The sequence below is a fragment of the Geomonas oryzisoli genome (assembly GCF_018986915.1).
Taxonomy (GTDB): Bacteria; Desulfobacterota; Desulfuromonadia; order Geobacterales; family Geobacteraceae; genus Geomonas; species Geomonas oryzisoli.
The window spans coordinates 4,692,474-4,709,666 of the sequence record NZ_CP076723.1 but is presented as its reverse complement, the minus strand read 5'-3'; the positions used below and the strand labels follow the sequence as shown (position 1 = coordinate 4,709,666).

At 62.6% G+C, this 17,193-nt stretch carries 16 protein-coding genes; 8 read left to right on the top strand and 8 right to left on the bottom strand.

Features of this window, described 5'->3' with window-relative positions; genetic code table 11:
* Window positions 1-50 precede the first annotated feature (50 nt).
* From nuoH to KP004_RS20460, 8 genes are all read left to right on the top strand, one after another.
* A complete protein-coding gene (nuoH, locus tag KP004_RS20495) occupies window positions 51-1,040 on the top strand; it encodes an NADH-quinone oxidoreductase subunit NuoH (RefSeq protein ID WP_216800223.1) in 990 nt (329 codons plus the stop codon).
* 45 nt (window positions 1,041-1,085) lie between these two features.
* A complete protein-coding gene (locus tag KP004_RS20490) occupies window positions 1,086-1,535 on the top strand; it encodes an ankyrin repeat domain-containing protein (protein ID WP_216800222.1) in 450 nt (149 codons plus the stop codon).
* A gap of 138 nt (window positions 1,536-1,673) precedes the next feature.
* Complete coding sequence (gene nuoI / locus KP004_RS20485; RefSeq protein ID WP_216800220.1) at window positions 1,674-2,204, top strand: NADH-quinone oxidoreductase subunit NuoI; 531 nt, start codon at window positions 1,674-1,676, stop codon at window positions 2,202-2,204.
* Between the two features lie 167 nt (window positions 2,205-2,371).
* Window positions 2,372-2,857 carry an NADH-quinone oxidoreductase subunit J family protein gene (locus KP004_RS20480; protein ID WP_216800219.1) on the top strand — a complete coding sequence of 162 codons (486 nt, stop codon included), beginning with the start codon at window positions 2,372-2,374 and terminating at the stop codon, window positions 2,855-2,857.
* Window positions 2,854-3,162 (top strand): NADH-quinone oxidoreductase subunit NuoK, encoded by a 309-nt coding sequence (gene nuoK / locus KP004_RS20475; protein WP_216800218.1) that lies wholly within the window; start codon window positions 2,854-2,856, stop codon window positions 3,160-3,162. The genes KP004_RS20480 and nuoK overlap by 4 nt, the downstream gene beginning before the upstream one ends.
* 3 nt (window positions 3,163-3,165) lie before the next feature.
* A complete protein-coding gene (gene nuoL, locus KP004_RS20470) occupies window positions 3,166-5,043 on the top strand; it encodes an NADH-quinone oxidoreductase subunit L (RefSeq protein ID WP_216800217.1) in 1,878 nt (625 codons plus the stop codon).
* Between the two features lie 35 nt (window positions 5,044-5,078).
* Complete coding sequence (locus KP004_RS20465; RefSeq protein ID WP_216800216.1) at window positions 5,079-6,557, top strand: complex I subunit 4 family protein; 1,479 nt, start codon at window positions 5,079-5,081, stop codon at window positions 6,555-6,557.
* Between the two features lie 141 nt (window positions 6,558-6,698).
* Window positions 6,699-8,093 carry an NADH-quinone oxidoreductase subunit N gene (locus tag KP004_RS20460; protein WP_216800215.1) on the top strand — a complete coding sequence of 465 codons (1,395 nt, stop codon included), beginning with the start codon at window positions 6,699-6,701 and terminating at the stop codon, window positions 8,091-8,093.
* Window positions 8,094-8,180: 87 nt separating this feature from the next.
* On the opposite strand, the gene KP004_RS20455 is transcribed toward KP004_RS20460, so the two are convergent.
* From KP004_RS20455 to KP004_RS20420, 8 genes are all read right to left on the bottom strand, one after another.
* Window positions 8,181-9,116 carry an HD-GYP domain-containing protein gene (locus KP004_RS20455; protein WP_216800213.1) on the bottom strand — a complete coding sequence of 312 codons (936 nt, stop codon included), beginning with the start codon at window positions 9,114-9,116 and terminating at the stop codon, window positions 8,181-8,183.
* Between the two features lie 217 nt (window positions 9,117-9,333).
* A complete protein-coding gene (gene obgE / locus KP004_RS20450) occupies window positions 9,334-10,350 on the bottom strand; it encodes a GTPase ObgE (RefSeq protein WP_199387374.1) in 1,017 nt (338 codons plus the stop codon).
* A 78-nt stretch (window positions 10,351-10,428) separates the two neighbouring features.
* The gene (gene rpmA / locus KP004_RS20445; protein ID WP_183344437.1) at window positions 10,429-10,686 is read right to left on the bottom strand and encodes a 50S ribosomal protein L27; all 258 of its coding nucleotides are present in this window, start codon (window positions 10,684-10,686) and stop codon (window positions 10,429-10,431) included.
* 73 nt (window positions 10,687-10,759) lie between these two features.
* Window positions 10,760-11,068 carry a 50S ribosomal protein L21 gene (gene rplU, locus KP004_RS20440; protein ID WP_015718499.1) on the bottom strand — a complete coding sequence of 103 codons (309 nt, stop codon included), beginning with the start codon at window positions 11,066-11,068 and terminating at the stop codon, window positions 10,760-10,762.
* Window positions 11,069-11,187: 119 nt separating this feature from the next.
* Window positions 11,188-11,493: a Rieske (2Fe-2S) protein gene (locus KP004_RS20435; RefSeq protein ID WP_216800211.1), complete on the bottom strand. Its 306-nt coding sequence runs from the start codon at window positions 11,491-11,493 to the stop codon at window positions 11,188-11,190.
* A 178-nt stretch (window positions 11,494-11,671) separates the two neighbouring features.
* Window positions 11,672-12,850, bottom strand: a complete 1,179-nt coding sequence (purT, locus tag KP004_RS20430) for a formate-dependent phosphoribosylglycinamide formyltransferase (protein ID WP_216800210.1) — start codon at window positions 12,848-12,850, stop codon at window positions 11,672-11,674.
* A gap of 22 nt (window positions 12,851-12,872) precedes the next feature.
* Entirely contained in the window at window positions 12,873-14,363 is a 1,491-nt protein-coding gene (locus KP004_RS20425; protein ID WP_199387371.1) for an Rne/Rng family ribonuclease, read from the bottom strand.
* 216 nt (window positions 14,364-14,579) lie between these two features.
* Window positions 14,580-17,069 (bottom strand): TIGR03960 family B12-binding radical SAM protein, encoded by a 2,490-nt coding sequence (locus tag KP004_RS20420; protein WP_216800208.1) that lies wholly within the window; start codon window positions 17,067-17,069, stop codon window positions 14,580-14,582.
* Between the last annotated feature and the right edge of the window lie 124 nt (window positions 17,070-17,193).

Sequence of the window (17,193 nt, the reverse complement as noted above, 5' to 3'; positions counted from 1 at the left end):
AGGGGCGAAGAAGTGGTTCGCCTGTTCCCGCCGCGGCGGGAGGAACGTTTATGACCTGGACTGCCACCGACATAGCGCTGATGCTCGGCAAGATCGTACTGCTGTACGCGATCATACTGACCTTTGCGGCCTACCTGGTGCTGGCGGAGCGGCGCATCCTGGGCTTCATCCAGGACCGGATCGGCCCGAACCGGGTCGGCCCCCTGGGCCTTTTGCAGCCGCTGGCCGACGTCATCAAGATGCTGACCAAGGAGGACATGATCCCCACGGCCGCCGACCGCCTGCTCTTCTCACTGGCGCCGGCCATGGCCGCCATCCCGGCCATCCTGACCTTCGCCATCATCCCGCTGGGGGCGCCGGTGCAGCTCTTCGGGCGCCAGGTGCACCTGCAGATCGCCGATCTGAACGTGGGAGTGCTCTTCTTCATGGCTCTCTCCTCCATCGCGGTCTACGGCGTAGCGCTCGGTGGCTGGGCTTCGAACTCCAAGTACGCGCTCCTGGGGAGCATCCGCGGCCTGTCCCAACTGATCTCCTACGAGCTCTCCATGGGACTGTCGCTGGTTCCCGTGGTCATGCTGGCCAAATCGTTGAGCCTCGCCGACATCGTCAACGCCCAGGCCGAGATGCCCTTCATCGTGTACCAGCCGGTCGCCTTCGTGATCTTCCTGGTCAGCATCCTGGCCGAGTGCCGCCGGATCCCCTTCGACCTTCCCGAGGCGGAAGGAGAACTGGTGGCCGGCTTCCACACGGAGTACTCGGGGATGCGCTTCGGCCTGTTCTTCGTCGGGGAGTACATCAACATCATCTCGCTGGGCTCGCTCGCCTCGCTCTTTTTCCTGGGGGGATGGCGCGGCCCGTTGCTGCCGCCGGTAATGTGGTTTTTCATCAAGGTCGTACTATTCTCGTTCCTGTTCATCTGGGTCAGGGGAACCCTCCCACGCCTTCGCTACGACCAGCTCATGCACCTGGGCTGGAAGTTCCTGACACCGCTTGCTCTTCTCAACATTCTAGTCACCGGGTGGTGGCTGGCTTTACGATAAGAGGCGTTGTACTGGGCAATGTATTCTCACAAAGGAGGAACTGCGATGACAACAACCGTGGAAGTCGAGTTGGGGGCAGGGTTCAGGGCACAGGTGGATGCGGTGGACAAAAACGGCCACACCGCATTGATGGACGCAGCAAAGGCCGGTAATCTGGCCGAGGTGAGCGACCTGCTTGAGCGGGGCGCCAACCTGGCGGCCAGAAGCGACAAGGGAAAGACGGCGCTGCATTTCGCCGCGGCCAACGGCCACGCGGACGTGGTACGCCTGCTGTTGCAAAGGGGAGCCGAGGTCGATGCCCGCGACCGTGACGGCCACACCCCGCTCATGCTGGCAGCCAACTACGGCTGCACCCAGACCACGCAGATGCTGGTCGACAGCGGCGCCGACCCGCTGGCAATGTCGTACTCAGGAACAACCGCCCTTGCCTACGCAGAGAACAACCGGCACAGACAGACCCTCGACCTCTTGATGAAGTCACTACGGCCCAACTGACACCTCCTTCCGGCAGGCGGCCCCGTGCTGCCTGCCGGGCCCCGGCCCGCACCGGTCCAGCCCTCGCGGCGACCGGGTCGGCCTTAACGAATCTGCCGGCATCTACTACGGCACCAACGACACCTCGAGCAGGATCAGATGCCCCTACTGAACGACATAAAAGAGATCCTGACCGGCCTTTCCATCACCTTCCGCCATATCTTCCGGAAGCCGGTCACGGTGCAGTTCCCCGAGGAGCGCAGGCCCATGCCCGAACGCTTCCGCGGCAGCATCGTCCTCACCCGCGACCCCGACGGCGCCGAGCGCTGCGTCGCCTGCTATCTGTGCTCCGGGGCGTGCCCCGTCGACTGCATCTCGATGGCCGCGGCGGAAGGGGAGAACGGCCGACGTTACGCCGCCTGGTTCCGCATCAACTTCTCGCGCTGCATCCTGTGCGGCCTGTGCGCCGAGGCCTGCCCGACGCTCGCCATCCAGATGTCGCCCGAGATGTTCCACTGCAGGCGCCAGGTGATCGACATGGTCTACGAGAAGGAGGACCTGCTCATCGACGGCACCGGCAAGGATCCCAACTACAATTTCTACCGCCACGCCGGGACCGGCGTGGTGCAGCCGCGCGGTAGCGGCGCAGGCGAACAGGCACCGGCAGACCCGAGAAGCCTGTTGCCGTAACGGGTATGCCTAAAGGCGAACCGCCTCATCGTCCCACGACTCCTCCCCCCGGAGGGGGGAGGTTGGGAGGGGGGCAACTGCCGGCGCAAAGACTTCCCCCTCCCAAACCCTCCCCCTCCGGGGGAGGGGACGAAGCACAGATCGAAGCAGAAAACGACCGGAGCGAAATGGAAGCGACCCTTTTCTACATACTGGCGGCGGTGCTCCTCACCGGGACCCTGCTCGCCATCACGGCCCGACAGGCGGTGCGCTCCATCGTCTACCTGGTGGCCTCGTTCCTCGCCCTGGCCCTGATGTTCTATCTCCTGGGGGCGCCGCTCATCGCGGCCTTCGAGGTGATCATCTACGCCGGTGCCATCATGGTGCTCTTCCTGTTCGTCATCATGATGCTGGAGCTGGAGTCGCCCGAGAAGCTCCCCAAGCCTCACTTGAAGAACTGGCTGCCGGCCCTGCTTCTGGCGGGAGCCGTGGTGGGGTCGCTGGTGGTCCTGCTCTGTTCCCGCCTGCAGGCGGTTCCCCCGGGGTTCGTACAGATCCCGGTGCGCCAGTTCGCCTTCACCCTGTTCAAGCAATACGGGGTGGCCGTGGAAGTGGTCTCCATGCAGCTCTTGTTCGCGCTGGTGGGCGCACTCTACCTCGGGAGGCGCAAATGAGCGTACCCCTTTCCCACGTGCTGATCGTGGCATCGCTGATGTTCGCCATGGGCCTTGGCTGCGTGGTGGCCTGGCGCGCCAACGTCATCATGATGCTGATCGGCATCGAGATCATGCTGAACGCGGTGATGCTCACCTTCGTCGGCGGCTCCGCCCACTGGCAGATCGCGGACGGACAACTTTTCTCGCTGATGCTGATGGCGCTGACCTCCGCGGAGGTGTCGCTTGCGCTCGCCATGGTCGTTTACCTGCACCGGCGCAAGAATACCGTCAACACCGACCGGTTCGACTCCATGAAGGGCTAGACGATGCTTGCTACCTACCTGACACTCATGCTCCTCTTCCCACTCGCCGGCGGGATCACCTGCGCCGTGGCGGGACGTAAACTGCCGCGCACGCTGGTGGAGGTACTGGCCTGCACCACGGTCTGGGGAAGCTTCGCCTGCGCGGTGCTGGCCGCCGTGACGTACTCGGGTCCGCAGGTGATCACCCTGGCCGACTGGTTCGCAAGCTTCGATCTCTCCATCCCCTTCTCGCTCTACCTCGACCCACTCTCGCTGTCGATGGTGGTCATGATCGGTTTCGTATGCGGGCTGATCCACGTCTATTCCGTCTTCTACATGCGCGAAGACGAGGACTACGCGCGCTATTTCGCCCTTTTGAACCTGTTCGTGTTCGCCATGCTCACCCTGGTTCTCGGGGAGACCCTGCCCCTGCTGTATCTCGGCTGGGAAGGGGTGGGCTTCTGCTCCTACCTCCTAATCGGCTTCTGGTACACCGATCCTGCTAACGCCGACGCCGGCAGGAAGGCCTTCATCACCACCAGGATCGGGGACGTGGCCCTGATGATCGCGCTGGCCTGGCTGTTCCAGCTGTTCAACACCCTTTCCGTCACCAAGGTGAACGGGATGGGGTTCCTCATGCCCGGCTCCGTCATCACCATGCTGGGGATCCTGTTCCTGATCGCCGCCATGGGCAAGTCGGCGCAGATGCCGCTCATGGTCTGGCTCCCGGACGCGATGGCCGGCCCGACCCCGGTCTCCGCCATGATCCACGCCGCCACCATGGTCACCGCCGGCGTCTACCTGCTGGCGCGCCTGCTGCCGTTGATCGGCGGCTCCAAGACCGCCCTCGCCGCCATCGCGATCACCGGCGGGCTGACCGCCTTCTACGGCGCCACCTGCGCCCTCGCGCAGCGGGACCTGAAACGGGTGCTGGCCTATTCGACCATCAGCCAGATCGGCTACATGATGCTCGGCGTCGGCGCCGGGGCGGTCACCGCGGCGACCTTCCACCTGCTGGTGCACGCCTTCTTCAAGGCCCTGCTCTTCCTCGGGGCGGGCTGCGTCATCGCCGCCATGCACCACGAGCAGGACATCTACAAGATGGGAGGCCTGCGGCGCTCACTGCCGCTCACCTTCTGGAGCTTCCTGATCGGCGCCGCCTGCCTGGCCGGCATCCCCCTCACCGGCGGCTTCTTCAGCAAGGACAGCATACTGCTGGCCGTCTGGCTCAAGGGTGGCGTGCTGTACCAGGCTTTATACCTGCTGGGCCTCGTCACCGCGCTGGTCACCGCCTACTACAGTTTCCGGCTGGTACTCCTGGTCTTTGCGGGAGATAACGGTCACGTGCACCGCAGCTCCGGTCTCACCGTAATGCAATTGGTGCTGGTCCCGCTCGCCATTTTGGCGCTCTTCGGAGGCGCGCTCGACCTCCCCGCCTACCTGGGAGGAGGGTACCTGAGCGGCTTCTTCGCGACGCTCCCCCCAAGCGATCTCCCGACCGGTTCGCACGAGCAGGAGATCGCGCTGCAGCTCATCGCCGGAATCGTGGCGCTCCTTGGTCTCGCGGCCGCCTACTTCCGCTATGGAAAGGGACGGGCCGAGCGGATGCGTGAGGCGCAGGCCCAGCCCTCCGCGCTGATCCACTTCCTGGCCAACGGCTGGTACTTCGATAAGCTGTACCACCTGGTCCTGATCCGTCCTTACCAGGCCCTGGCAGGATTCTGGTGGGAGCGGGTGGACCGTGGGGTGATCGATGCGTCCGTGGACGGCCTGGGATCGGGCCTGGGGGGCGCCGGCCGGCTGCTCGGGCGCTGGAGCACCGGGAAGGTCGCCGTCTATCTCATCAGTTTTGCCGCCGGGGGAGCCCTCATCCTGGGTTACCTCGCCTGGCTTGCGCTGTAACGTAACCGGCGCCTGCGCGCCTACGGGAACTGCCGATGACTTCTCTCATCCCGATACTCACGCTGCTGGTCTTTGTTCCGCTCTGCGGGTCGCTGCTGGTCTTCGCGCTCCGGCGCAGCGGCGCCACCGCGCGTGGCGTGACCGTCGCGTTCTGCCTGGCGGAGCTCGCGCTCTCCCTCTGGCCGCTGGCGCTGTCGGGCCAGCAGGCGGCTGGTGCGCCTGCCGGGTTCTTCCTCTACGAGGATGCGGCATGGATCGAGCGCTTCGGGATCCGCTACACCCTGGGCATGGACGGCATCAGCGCCGTCATGGTCGTCCTCACCGCGTTCATCACCTTGATCGCCGTCCTCTCCGCGTGGCAGGTCAAGGAGCGCTCCGGGCTGTTCCTTGCCCTGTTGCTCGCCTTGCAGGCCGCCGTCCAGGGGCTGTTTCTGAGCCTCGACCTGTTCCTCTTCTACCTCTTCTGGGAGGCGATGCTGATCCCGATGCTGCTACTGATCGGCGTCTGGGGCAACGGGCGCCCGGTGTACTCCACCATCAAATTTTTCCTCTACACCTTCGTGGGTTCCCTGCTCATGCTGATGGCGATCATAGCACTCTACCTGATGCACGGCGCCCAGACCGCGAGCTACACCTTCGCCCTCCCCGAACTGGTCCGCACCAACATCCCGTACGACATCGGGCTCTGGCTGTTCGCCGCGTTCCTGCTCTCCTTCGCCATCAAGTTCCCGCTGTTCCCGCTCCACACCTGGCAGCCTGACGCCTACTGCGACGCGCCGGTCGCCGGAACCCTGATGCTCGGCAGCCTTCTCTCCAAGACCGCCGCCTACGGACTGATCCGCATCGCCTTCCCGCTTTTCCCCGAAGCATCGCGTGCCTTCACGCCCCTGATCTACGTGGTGGCCGTGCTCGGCATCGGCTACTTCGCCTGGATCGCCTTCGCCCAGCGCGACATGAAGCGGATGCTCGCTTACTCGAGCGTCAGCCACATGGGGTTCGTCGCGCTCGGCATCGCCGCCTGGAGCCCCGTTGCGGTCTCCGGCGCGCTGCTGCAGATGGTGAACCATGCCGTTACCACCGGCGCGCTCTTCGTCGTGATCGGGATGCTGGAAGAGCGGGCCGACAGCCGCGATCTTGCCGGCTTCGGCGGCACCTGGAGCAAGATCCCGGTCTTTTCCTTCTTCTTCCTGGTCTTCAACATGGCGTCCGCCGGTGTGCCGGGGCTCAACAATTTCGTGAGCGAGCTGATCATCCTGGTGGGAACCTTCCGCGTCGCGCCGTTAGCAGCGGCGATCGCCTTCCTGGGGACCATACTGACGCTGGTTTACACGGTGCGCCTGGTGCAGGAGGTACTGTTCGGCAAGGAGAAGACGCCGCTGGAGCTGAAGGACCTTTCGCTGAGAGAGGCGGGGGTACTGGCGGTCATGGCGCTGGTGGTTGTTTACCTCGGTGTCCACCCCGGGCCCGTGCTCGATATGTTCAAGACCCCGCTGGAGGTTTTGCTTAAGCCCTAAACCCGGAACACAGAGGGCACGGAGGTCCACTCCTGAATTTTGGAGAGGAGCATCTGAAAGAGTATCGAAAGGATTATCCTCTGAGCCCTCTGTGGACCTCTGGGTCCTCTGTGGTGAGCTTTTAATGCCTTGGAGCATCTAATGACGCTTGTTGATCTATATGCCATCATGCCGATCGTGATCACCGCGTGCGCGGCGCTGTTCGTGCTGCTGTGCGGGCCTCTGCTCCTGTCGGCGAGCCTTACGGCCATCGGGGTGACCGCTTCGGCGGCAGCCGGCGTGTGGGCGGCTCTCTCGACACCTACTTCCACTCAGGCCGTCGCCGGCCTCGCCTTCACCCCGCTGGCCCGGTTCCTGATCCCGGTATTCTGCTTCGCCGCTGCCGTCACGCTGCTCCTCTCTCACAGCTACAACGAGCGCCGCGGCATCAAGGGGGAGGAGTTCCCGGCCACGGTGCTCTTCGCCCTGTTCGCATTGTGCGTCCTTCCCTGCGCCACCAACATGCTGATCCTGTTCCTCGCGCTGGAATCGGTCTCCTTCGCCTTCTATATCCTGGTCAGCATGGACCTGAACCGCGCCGATTCGGGAGAGGCGGGACTTAAGTACCTCCTCATGGGGGCGGTGGCGGCGGCTTTCACGGCCTTCGGCTTCGCCCTCCTCTTCACGGGCAGCGGCACCCTCGAGCTTTCCGGCGCGCTGGCCCGCCCCGACAACAGGGCCATCATCTCCGCAGGATGGGGCGTCATCCTGGTGGGCATCGCTTTCAAACTCTCGCTGGTCCCCGGGCACCTCTGGACACCCGATGTCTACCAGGGAGCGCCGGCACCGGTTTCCGCCTTTCTTTCCACGAGTTCCAAGGTCGCCGCTGCGGCGCTCCTGCTGATGCTGCTCGCCCTGCTCCCCCCGATGGTCGAACTTCGCGTCCCGCTCGCCGCCTTGTCCGTGCTCTCCATGGTGCTGGGCAACCTGGCCGCGCTGCTGCAACAGAACATCAAGAGGATGCTGGCGTATTCCTCTGTGGCTCACATGGGCTACCTCAGTCTCGCCCTGTTGAGCGGAAGTCGCGACGGTTACGCCGCCGTCCTTCTCTACGGCGCGGTCTATACCGCCATGAACCTCGCCGCCTTCGGCGCCATTTCCGCCCTCTCCGTTGACGAGGAAAGGGAGCTCATCACCGACTACGCCGGGCTTGGCTTTACGGCACCCTTGCGTGGCGGCGTGCTTGCCCTCGCCATGATCTCCCTGGCGGGGATACCGCCTGCGGCCGGTTTCATCGGTAAATTCTTCATCTTCTACTCGGCCATCAAGGGAGGGGCCATCGCCCTCGCCATCATCGGTATCCTGAGCGCCGCCGCATCTGCTTATTTCTACCTCAGGGTGGTGGCCCAACTGTACATGCACCGGGGTGAGGCTCCCGCACCGCGCGCCGTATCCCTCGCCGAAGGTCTCGCCCTCTGCCTCACCTCTGTGATGATCCTCGTGGTCGGCATCTATCCCGGCCCGCTGCTCAACGCCATCGACGCAGCTCTCCGCTGAGTAAGCATCCATAAGGACAGCAAAAAAGGCACCGTGCCCCAATCGCTGGGCAGGTGCCTTTCGTTTCCGCTGCCATCCCTGATGGGACTAGTGCAGCGTTTCCTTGAATGTCTTCAGATACTGCAGATCGAATGACCCGTCCATCTCTCCGTACATGATCTCCAGTGCGCTTTCCTTGGACAGGGCCTGCCGGTACGACCTGTTGGTGGTCAGGGCACTGAAGACATCGGCAATGGCCGTGATCTTCGAGCTCCTGGCGATGTCATAGCTGGAGAGGCCGTCGGGATAGCCGCTGCCGTTTTCCTTTTCGTGGTGATGCTTCACGATGCCGAGAGCCACCGGGGTGAAGATGTCGAGATCTCGCAAGGTGCTGTAGCCGTAGACCGGATGTTTCTTCACTTCCATAAACTCCGTCGGCGAGAGCTTGCCCGGCTTGTCCAATAACTCCTTGGGTACATAGACCTTGCCGTAGTCGTGGAACAGCGAGCCCATCCCCACGTCCATCAACTCGTCGCGGCCGAGGTCGAACTCCTTTATGTGCAGGGCTATCGAGTAGGTGGCGACTTGCACGGAGTGTACGTAGGTGTAGGCGTTGTGGTCTACCAGGCTGCTCAGGGCCGGCATCACCCCGCACGAATTCATCACGTCGTTGAGGATGTGCTTGATCAGGTTGCGGCAACGCTCCACGTTCTGTTTGATGGCTATCGCGGGGCTGTCGAAGATCTCCTGGACGTAATTGACTGAAGCCTGATACAGCATGCTCTGCTTGAGCTCCGGTTCGATACTCTCGTCGCTAAGCAGCAGCGGGAGGTTCGATTCCACGTACTGGTTGTAGGTCGACATTTCCGCGGCTTTCACGAAGAGGCACTTCACATTGTTGTCGAGCAGCCGCTCTTTGTCCCCTTGGGTGAAGGAGAGTGTAGGGTCCTTGTACAGCACGTGGTTGTCGCCGTGCTTGATGAACAGCGCGACTCCCGGCAGTGTTTCCGGTATCAGTGATTCCAGCTGGATCATTCGATACATGCCCGACCTCCTGAAGAAGTGGGAACCCCGCCGCAGCAACGGTACTGAAACAAGCCGATCGTCTGTCCACCTGCTTATTAAAAAAGACCAACCTAGTCTACCATGTCTTCACCGGATTACCGCCCCAGGTTTTGCCCTCACTGTGGCAATCTCAGCCAATAAAAAAGGGGGAGCAGCCTGTCGGCCCTCCCCCTTTGCACCACGTATCGTTCCTGTATTACCAGGTTTCGTCCGGCTCGCCCCAAAGGTTCAAAGCGATGTCGTCGAGTAGTTCCGGTATCCCCTCACCGGTTGCCGCGGAAATGGGGAACACCTTGATGCCGCGCTCTTCGAAATACGGGAGCACCTCTTTCAGGTTCTCCTTGACGTGCGGCAGGTCGATCTTGTTGACCACCACGGTCTGCCGTTTCTCGGCCAGCTCCGGGTTGAAGAGAGCCAGTTCCCGGTTGATCGCCTCGTATTCCGCTATGGGGTCGCGGTCCGGCATCCAGGAGAGGTCGAGCAGGTGCAAGAGCTGCCCGGTGCGCTCCAGGTGCTTGAGGAAACGGTGGCCAAGCCCCGCCCCTTCGCTGGCCCCCTCAATGAGGCCCGGAATGTCGGCCATCACGAAGCTGCGGTAGTTCTTGTACTTGACCACGCCGAGGTTCGGCTTGAGCGTGGTGAAGTGGTACTCGGCGATCTTCGGGCGTGCCGCGGAGATCTTGCTGATCAGCGAGGACTTGCCCACGCTCGGCATCCCCAAAAGGCCGACATCGGCCATCAGCTTCAGCTCCAGGCGGATCCAGCGCTCCTCGCCCGGCTCGCCCGGCTGGGCGAACTTCGGCGCCTTGTGGGTCGCGGTCTTGAAGCGGGCGTTCCCCTGGCCGCCGCGTCCCCCCTTGAGGAGCACGATGCAGGAATCCGGCTCGGTGAGGTCCGCCAGGATCTCATCGGTCTCCGCATCCTTGATCACGGTCCCGCGCGGCACCAGGATCTCCTTCGCGTCGCCGTTGGCGCCGTGGCGGTCGCTTCCCATGCCGTTTCTGCCGCGGCCGGCCTTCTGGTGCGGATGCTGGCGCAGGTCGAGCAGCGTGGAGAGGTGCGGCGACACCTTGAAAACCACGTCGCCACCCTTGCCGCCGTCGCCGCCGTCGGGCCCGCCCAGTGGGATGAATTTCTCACGCCGGAACGAGACGCACCCTGCGCCGCCGTCGCCGGACTTCACGTAAATTTTTACTTCATCAATGAAACTCATTAACTATTTTCCTGTGCAAACGGCAAAAGCCCGGACCTTGCGGCTCCGGGCTTTCACACTTTGTTTCTACTGCGTTGGCTAGTTGGCCGGGTAGACGGAGACCTTCTTACGGTCTTTGCCCAGACGCTCGAACTTCACCACGCCCTCGATCAGAGCGTACAGCGTGTAATCCTTACCGAGGCCCACGTTGTTGCCCGGGTGGATCTTGGTGCCGTGCTGGCGGTAGATGATGTTGCCGGCTTTGACGGCTTCGCCGCCAAACTTCTTGCAACCAAGTCTTTGGCCGTCGGAGTCGCGACCGTTCCTGGAACTACCGACGCCTTTCTTGTGTGCCATTTTCTGCTCCTTCTGCCGGTAGCGGCCCTGATCCCAACGAATCCCGGCTGCCGCACCGCCGTTTGAATATTACCTAGGCGTTAATCTTCTCAATCAACAGAATAGTCCTGAGTTGACGGTGCCCGTTAAGTTTCCTGGAGTTTTTCCGGCGCTTGGACTTGAAGACCAGAATCTTCTTGTCTTTGCCCTGCTCGACGATCTTGCCGACTACAGAGGCGCTGGGCACTAAAGGTGTTCCGATAACAACCTTATCGCCGCCAACCATCAGGACGTCGGAGATCTCGACGGTATCACCTACCGCACCCTCCAGCTTTTCGACTTTGAGAAAGTCGCCTTCGGAAACTTTATACTGCTTCCCTCCGGTTTTGACTACTGCGTACATGTACTTCACCACCTTTACTCTGGATTTACAATTGAGCGGTCAAACTTATCTTGAAAAGTCTTTTGAGTCAAGGTTTTTTTCTGCCACTCCCGATTTTTCTGCTGAGAGAGCGGCAGGGACTAATCGAGATCCACGAAAACCTCGTCGCCGCGGACTTCGACCGGATAGATCTTCAGGGGCACGCATTCCTTGTGTTCGGCACAGACGCCGGTCACCAGATCGAAGCGGTAACCGTGGCGCTGGCAGGAGAGTTTTCCCGCCTCCTTGATCAGCGCCCCCTGCAGCGGCGCCCCCTGGTGCGGACACTCGTGCTCGCAGGCGTAGACGGTCCCCTTGGTCTTGACCAGCAGGACCTGCACCCCGCCTACCTCGACCAGCTTCTTGCCAAATTCAGGAATCTCGGAAACTTTCGCGGCAAATACCATGGAACACCTCCGGTTTTTCTAGAATTGGTGCCTCTGTATCTAATCAGTCAGTTTCAGCAGCGATTCGGCCAGACACGTCCCCGCCCCCGGAGGGGGAGGGACAGGGAGGGGGAAATTCCTTTTGGTCAGCGACTGCAGCCCCCCTCCCAACCTCCCCCCTCCGGGGGGAGGAGCACCATTACCGCTTGACGATTTTTACGCAGTGCGCAGACTCTTCTGCCTTGGCGCGGGCCTCGTCGCAGTCGGCGCCGAACGCGAGCGCCACGCCCATGCGGCGCCCTTTCCGGGTGTCGGGCTTGCCGAACAGGCGGAGTTTGTTGCCGGCAACGACCAGCGCCTCCGCGACGCCTTCGAAACCGACCTCCGCTACCGCATCCTCGGCCAGAATGACGTGGGATGCGGCGCATCCCTGGCTCACCACCTCCGGCACCGGCAGCCCGAGGATGGCGCGCACGTGCAGTTCGAACTCGGAAAGGTTCTGGGAGATCATGGTCACCATGCCGGTGTCGTGCGGCCTGGGCGAAACCTCAGAGAACCAGACCTTGTCGCCGGTGATGAAGAACTCGCACCCGAAGATGCCACGCCCGCCGAGGGCGCCGGTCACGGCGTCGGCCTGGCGTTGCGCCTCGGCCAGCACCGCCGGCGTCATCGGGGTCGGCTGCCAGGACTCGTGGTAGTCGCCGTCGATCTGGCGGTGCCCGATGGGAGGGCAGAAGCTGGTGCCGCCCACGTGGCGCACGGTGAGGAGGGTGATCTCGTAGTCGAAGGGGATGAACTGCTCGACGATGACCTTGTTGGAGGCGCCGCGCGCTCCTTCGATGGCGTACTTGAAGCAGCGCTCCATGTCCGCCGCGTCGCGCAGGACGCTTTGCCCCTTGCCCGACGAACTCATGATCGGCTTGACGACGCAGGGAAGGCCGATGGCTTCGACCGCCTCGCGGAATTCATCCATGCTGGTGGCGAAACGGTAGGCGGCGGTCGGGAGCCCTAGCTCCTCTGCGGCCAGGCGGCGGATCCCCTCACGGTTCATGGTCAGGTTGGTGGCGCGCGCCGTCGGAATGACGTTGAACCCTTCCCGCTCCAGCTCCAGGAGGTACTCGGTGTTGATCGCCTCGATCTCGGGAACGATGTAATGCGGTTTTTCCAGGCGCACCACCCGGTCCAGCTCTTCGCGGTTCAGCATGTCGATCACGTGACTTCTGTGCGCGACCTGCATGGCCGGCGCATCGGCGTAGCGGTCCACCGCGACCACCTCGATCCCGAACCTCTGGGCCTCGATGGCCACTTCCTTGCCGAGCTCGCCCGAGCCCAACAGCATCATCCTCGTCGCACCATTTTTCAGCGGCGTGCCAATCATCTTCTCTCCTGGGTATTAAAAATTAGCTGACTGCTACTTCGAACTGCTCCTGGTGGAAACCGGGCTTGGCGCGCACGGTGATCCGCTTCTTGAAGTTCTTCTCCAGCTCCTCCAGGCCGCGGCGCTCCTCGTCGTAGAGGAGGTCGGCCACCTGCGGGTGCACGGTGAGCATCACCTTGGTGCCGCGGATGTCGAGCATCTCGCGGCGCAGCTCGCGGAAGATCTCGTGGCAGACGGTGATCTTGGACTTCACGTAGCCGCGCCCTTCGCAGTACGGGCAGGGCTCGCACATCATGCGCCCGAGGCTCTCGCGCACCCGCTTCCTGGTCATCTCGACCAGACCGAGCTCGGAGATCTTCAGGATGTTGGTCTTGGACTTGTCGCTCTTGAGCGCTTCTTCCAGCGCACCGTAGACCTTCTCGCGGTTCACCTCCTTCTCCATGTCGATGAAGTCGATGATGATGATCCCGCCCAGGTTCCTAAGGCGCAGCTGGTAGGCGATCTCCTTGACCGCTTCCAGGTTGGTTTTGAGGATGGTGTCTTCGAGGTTGTGCTTGCCGACGTAGCGCCCGGTGTTGACGTCGATGGCCGTCAACGCCTCGGTCTGCTCGATGATGATGTAGCCGCCCGATTTCAGCCAGACCTTGCGGCCCAGCGCCCGGCTGATCTCCACTTCGAGGCCGAAGTGGTCGAAGATCGGCTCCTCCTCGTCGTAGAGCTCGATGGAGTACTTCATCTTGGGCATGAAGGTGCTGATGAACTGGACGATCTTGTCGTGCTCGGGCTTCGAGTCGACCACGATGCGCTCGACCGATTCGGTGAGGATGTCGCGCACCACCTTCTGGGTCACGTCCAGGTCGGAGTGGATCAGGGTCGGCGCGCCGGCCTTGTCCTTCTTCTTGGCGATCTCGTCCCAGAGCTTGGTGAGGTAGTGCAGGTCGGCGACCAGGTCCTCCTCGCTCTTCCCTTCGGACACGGTCCGGACGATGAAGCCGCCACCGACCGGCTTGATGCGGTCGACGATCTCCTTCAGGCGCTCACGCTCGACCTCGTCCTCGATGCGACGCGAGATGCCGACGTGATCGACGGTCGGCATGTAGACCAGGTGCCGTCCCGGCAGCGAGATGTGCGCCGTGATGCGGGCGCCCTTGGTGCCGATCGGCTCCTTGGAGATCTGCACCAGGAGCTCCTGCCCTTCCTGCAGCAGTTCCTCGATCGGGTGCAGCGGGTGCGGTACCGGTTCCTCCCCCTCCTCCGGTTCCATGTAACTGTCGTACTCGTCCATGGCGTCGAAGACGTCCGCCACGTAGAGGAAGGCCGCCTTTTCCAGCCCGATGTCCACGAATGCCGCCTGCATGCCAGGCAGCACCCGGACCACCCTTCCCTTGTAGATGTTGCCGATGATTCCCTTCACCCTGCTCCTCTCGACGTACAGCTCCGCGATTGTGCCGTTTTCGATGAGCGCGATGCGGGTCTCGTGGGAGGTGGTGTTGATGACCAGCTCGTTTCCCATGCTAACCCCTTCCTGTATATAAAATTCAAAAGCAAAAACAGATGTTCGACGTTCAATGTTCAACGTTCGACGTCAGTTCTGCTGGCGCCGCATGTGTCCCGACGGCACCAGCAGCAAGTCGCGGTTAAGCCTCAACGACTGAACCGATGCACCCGCCGTCACCAAGCCCTTGTCGACAGCCAGGACCGTGGGTGAACGTTGAACGTTGAACCTCCGTTACGGTTTAAAGAGCACTTCCACCTTCTCCATCCGCGTCTCTTTGAGGGCTTCGGATGGGACGCCGAGGATGGCGCTGGTGAATTCGAGCAACTTGCCGCGCCCCACCACCATCTCCAGGGTGCGCCCTTCGACCTTCAGCTCGGCCAGTTCGTGACGCAGGTCGAACTCGGTCGACTTCCCCTTCTTCTCGCGCTTGACCGGCGACGACTCCAGGGCGAGGAAAGCGGCGGCCTTCGCCTCCAGGTCGAGCGCCAGTTCTTCGGGCAGGGTCACACGGTAACGCACCTTGTCCATGATCACGGACAGCGCCGGCGCCCGCAGCTCGATTTCCCGGGCCTCCAGCACCCGCACCCCCTCAGGGAGGGTCGCGTTGAGCGCTTCCTGCAGCTGGGCTGCCGTATATCCGGCATCGACCTCGAAATCCATGTATTCCGCGTAGGATTCAATCCCGACGGAAAGCGCGGTGGCGAAGGAAAACTTCGGGTGGGGATGGAACCCCTGCGAATAGCGGATCGGGATGCCGGAGCGCCCCACCGCTCTGGTGAACAGGGTCAGCATCTCCAGATGGCTCAGGAAACGCATCCGGCCCACCTTCTCGAAACGGATCCGGATCCGCTGCGCGTCCTCGGTCGGCTCCGGTACGGCGGGCTGGCTGGCGTAGGTGCCAAAGGGAACCGGGTCGTTGAGCCGCAGCTTTATCTCCTTGAAGTCGCAGACCCCGCAACCGGTGCAGCGATCGAAGCGGCAGTCGGGGGTGGGGACGCCGACGAGCGATGCCTCACGCTCCTTGAGCAGGAACGACTTGGTCACGCCGCAGTCGATGTGATCCCAAGGGAGCACCTCGTCCAGCTCGCGACGCCTCAGGTAGAAGGTGGGATCGATGCCGCAGTTCTCGAAGGCCTGCGCCCACTTCAGGCGATCGAAGTGCTCCCACCAGCCGTCGAAGCGGCAGCCGAGACGGTGCGCCTCGATCAAAAGCTTGGAGAGACGGCGGTCGCCGCGGGCAAAGACCCCTTCCATCCCGGAGAGGGAGGCATCCTGCCACTTCATGATCAGCTTCTTTTTCTTGAGGGCGTCGCGCAGGTAGCGCTGCTTTTCGACGATCTCCGCTTCGGTGATCTGCGGCTCCCACTGGAACGGGGTGTGCGGCTTGGGCACGAAGCTCGATACCGAGACGTTCACGTCGCCGCCGTTGCCGGCGAATTTTCCCTGCCGCTTCACCTCGCGGGAGAGTTCCACGATCCCGTCCACGTCCTCCATGGTTTCGGTGGGAAGGCCGATCATGAAATAGAGCTTGATGAGACGCCAGCCGTTGCGGTAGACCGAGCCCGCGTTCTCCAGGAGCGCCTGTTCGGTGATCCCCTTGTTGATCACGCTCCTGAGCCGCTCGCTTCCCGCCTCGGGGGCGAGGGTGAAGCCGGTCTTGCGTACCCGGCGGATCTCCTCCGCCATCTCGTCGCTCAGGCTACCGACGCGCATCGACGGCAGCGAGACCGCCTTCTTCTGGGCCGAGTAGCGGTCCATGAGCCCCTTGAGCAGCGGGGTGAGGCAGCCGTAATCGCCGGTGGAGAGGGAGAGGAGGGAAATCTCGTCGTAGCCGGTGTTGTGCAGCGCCTCTTCCATGATCTCGAAGACCCGCTCCGGGCTCCGCTCGCGCACAGGCCGATAAATATACCCTGCCTGGCAGAACCTGCAACCCCTCGTGCAGCCACGGGAAATTTCCACACTCACCCGGTCGTGCACCGTCTTCAGGAACGGGACGATGGGCGAGGTCGGATAGTAAGCGGTCTCCAGGTCGGCGACAAAGCGCCTTCGGACGCTGCGGAACTCCTCCTTAAGAGGAGTGATGGCGGCGACCCTCCCTTCGGCGTCGTAGCCTACCTCGAAGAAGGACGGGACATAGACTCCCTCGATCCTGGCCAGGCGCTCCAAAAGCTCTGCCTTGCCGAGCCCCTGCTCTTTGGCAACCCGCACGCATTCGGCGATCTCGACAACCGCCTCCTCGCCGTCGCCGATAAGGAAGGCGTCGAAGAAGTCGGCCAGCGGTTCCGGGTTGTAGGCGCACGGGCCGCCCGCGATGATCAGCGGGTACCCCTCCGCCCTGTCGCAGGCAAGCAGCGGGATCCCGGAGAGATCGAGCATGTTCAGGATGTTTGTGTAGGAAAGCTCGTACTGCAGGGTGAAACCCAGGATGTCCGCCTGGGCGAGCGGTGTGCCCGCCTCCAGCGTGACCAGGGGCTTTGCCTCGGCGCGCAGCGACTCCTCGAGGTCGGGCCACGGCGCATAGGCGCGCTCGGGCATAATCCACGGTATCCCCTTCAGTACACCGTAGAGGACCTGCAGCCCGAGATGGCTCATCCCTATCTCATATACGTCAGGAAAGGCGAGCACAAAGCGGAGTGCTCCTTCCCGGTCGGCAACTGTTCCCATCTCCCCACCCATGTAACGGGCGGGTTTTTCCACTGACAAAAGTATGTTATTGCTCAAAAATCCCCCAGATAGCCCGGCTCAGCCGTGACCGGCCATAATAACAAAATATTCGAAGCGCTGGCAAGCAATATACCCTACGCATGCCCCACCACAAAAGATACCCCATTTGCGGTACTCATTG

Coding starts and splice junctions, on each gene's coding strand:
- KP004_RS20490 (WP_216800222.1), top strand. CDS start 1,086: ATGACAACAACCGTGGAAGTCGAGTTGGGGGCAGGGTTCAGGGCACAG.
- purT (WP_216800210.1), bottom strand. CDS start 12,850: ATGATTGGCACGCCGCTGAAAAATGGTGCGACGAGGATGATGCTGTTG.
- nuoH (WP_216800223.1), top strand. CDS start 51: ATGACCTGGACTGCCACCGACATAGCGCTGATGCTCGGCAAGATCGTA.
- nuoL (WP_216800217.1), top strand. CDS start 3,166: ATGCTTGCTACCTACCTGACACTCATGCTCCTCTTCCCACTCGCCGGC.
- KP004_RS20425 (WP_199387371.1), bottom strand. CDS start 14,363: ATGGGAAACGAGCTGGTCATCAACACCACCTCCCACGAGACCCGCATC.
- KP004_RS20465 (WP_216800216.1), top strand. CDS start 5,079: ATGACTTCTCTCATCCCGATACTCACGCTGCTGGTCTTTGTTCCGCTC.
- KP004_RS20455 (WP_216800213.1), bottom strand. CDS start 9,116: ATGTATCGAATGATCCAGCTGGAATCACTGATACCGGAAACACTGCCG.
- obgE (WP_199387374.1), bottom strand. CDS start 10,350: ATGAGTTTCATTGATGAAGTAAAAATTTACGTGAAGTCCGGCGACGGC.
- nuoI (WP_216800220.1), top strand. CDS start 1,674: ATGCCCCTACTGAACGACATAAAAGAGATCCTGACCGGCCTTTCCATC.
- KP004_RS20480 (WP_216800219.1), top strand. CDS start 2,372: ATGGAAGCGACCCTTTTCTACATACTGGCGGCGGTGCTCCTCACCGGG.
- nuoK (WP_216800218.1), top strand. CDS start 2,854: ATGAGCGTACCCCTTTCCCACGTGCTGATCGTGGCATCGCTGATGTTC.
- rplU (WP_015718499.1), bottom strand. CDS start 11,068: ATGTACGCAGTAGTCAAAACCGGAGGGAAGCAGTATAAAGTTTCCGAA.
- rpmA (WP_183344437.1), bottom strand. CDS start 10,686: ATGGCACACAAGAAAGGCGTCGGTAGTTCCAGGAACGGTCGCGACTCC.
- KP004_RS20460 (WP_216800215.1), top strand. CDS start 6,699: ATGACGCTTGTTGATCTATATGCCATCATGCCGATCGTGATCACCGCG.
- KP004_RS20435 (WP_216800211.1), bottom strand. CDS start 11,493: ATGGTATTTGCCGCGAAAGTTTCCGAGATTCCTGAATTTGGCAAGAAG.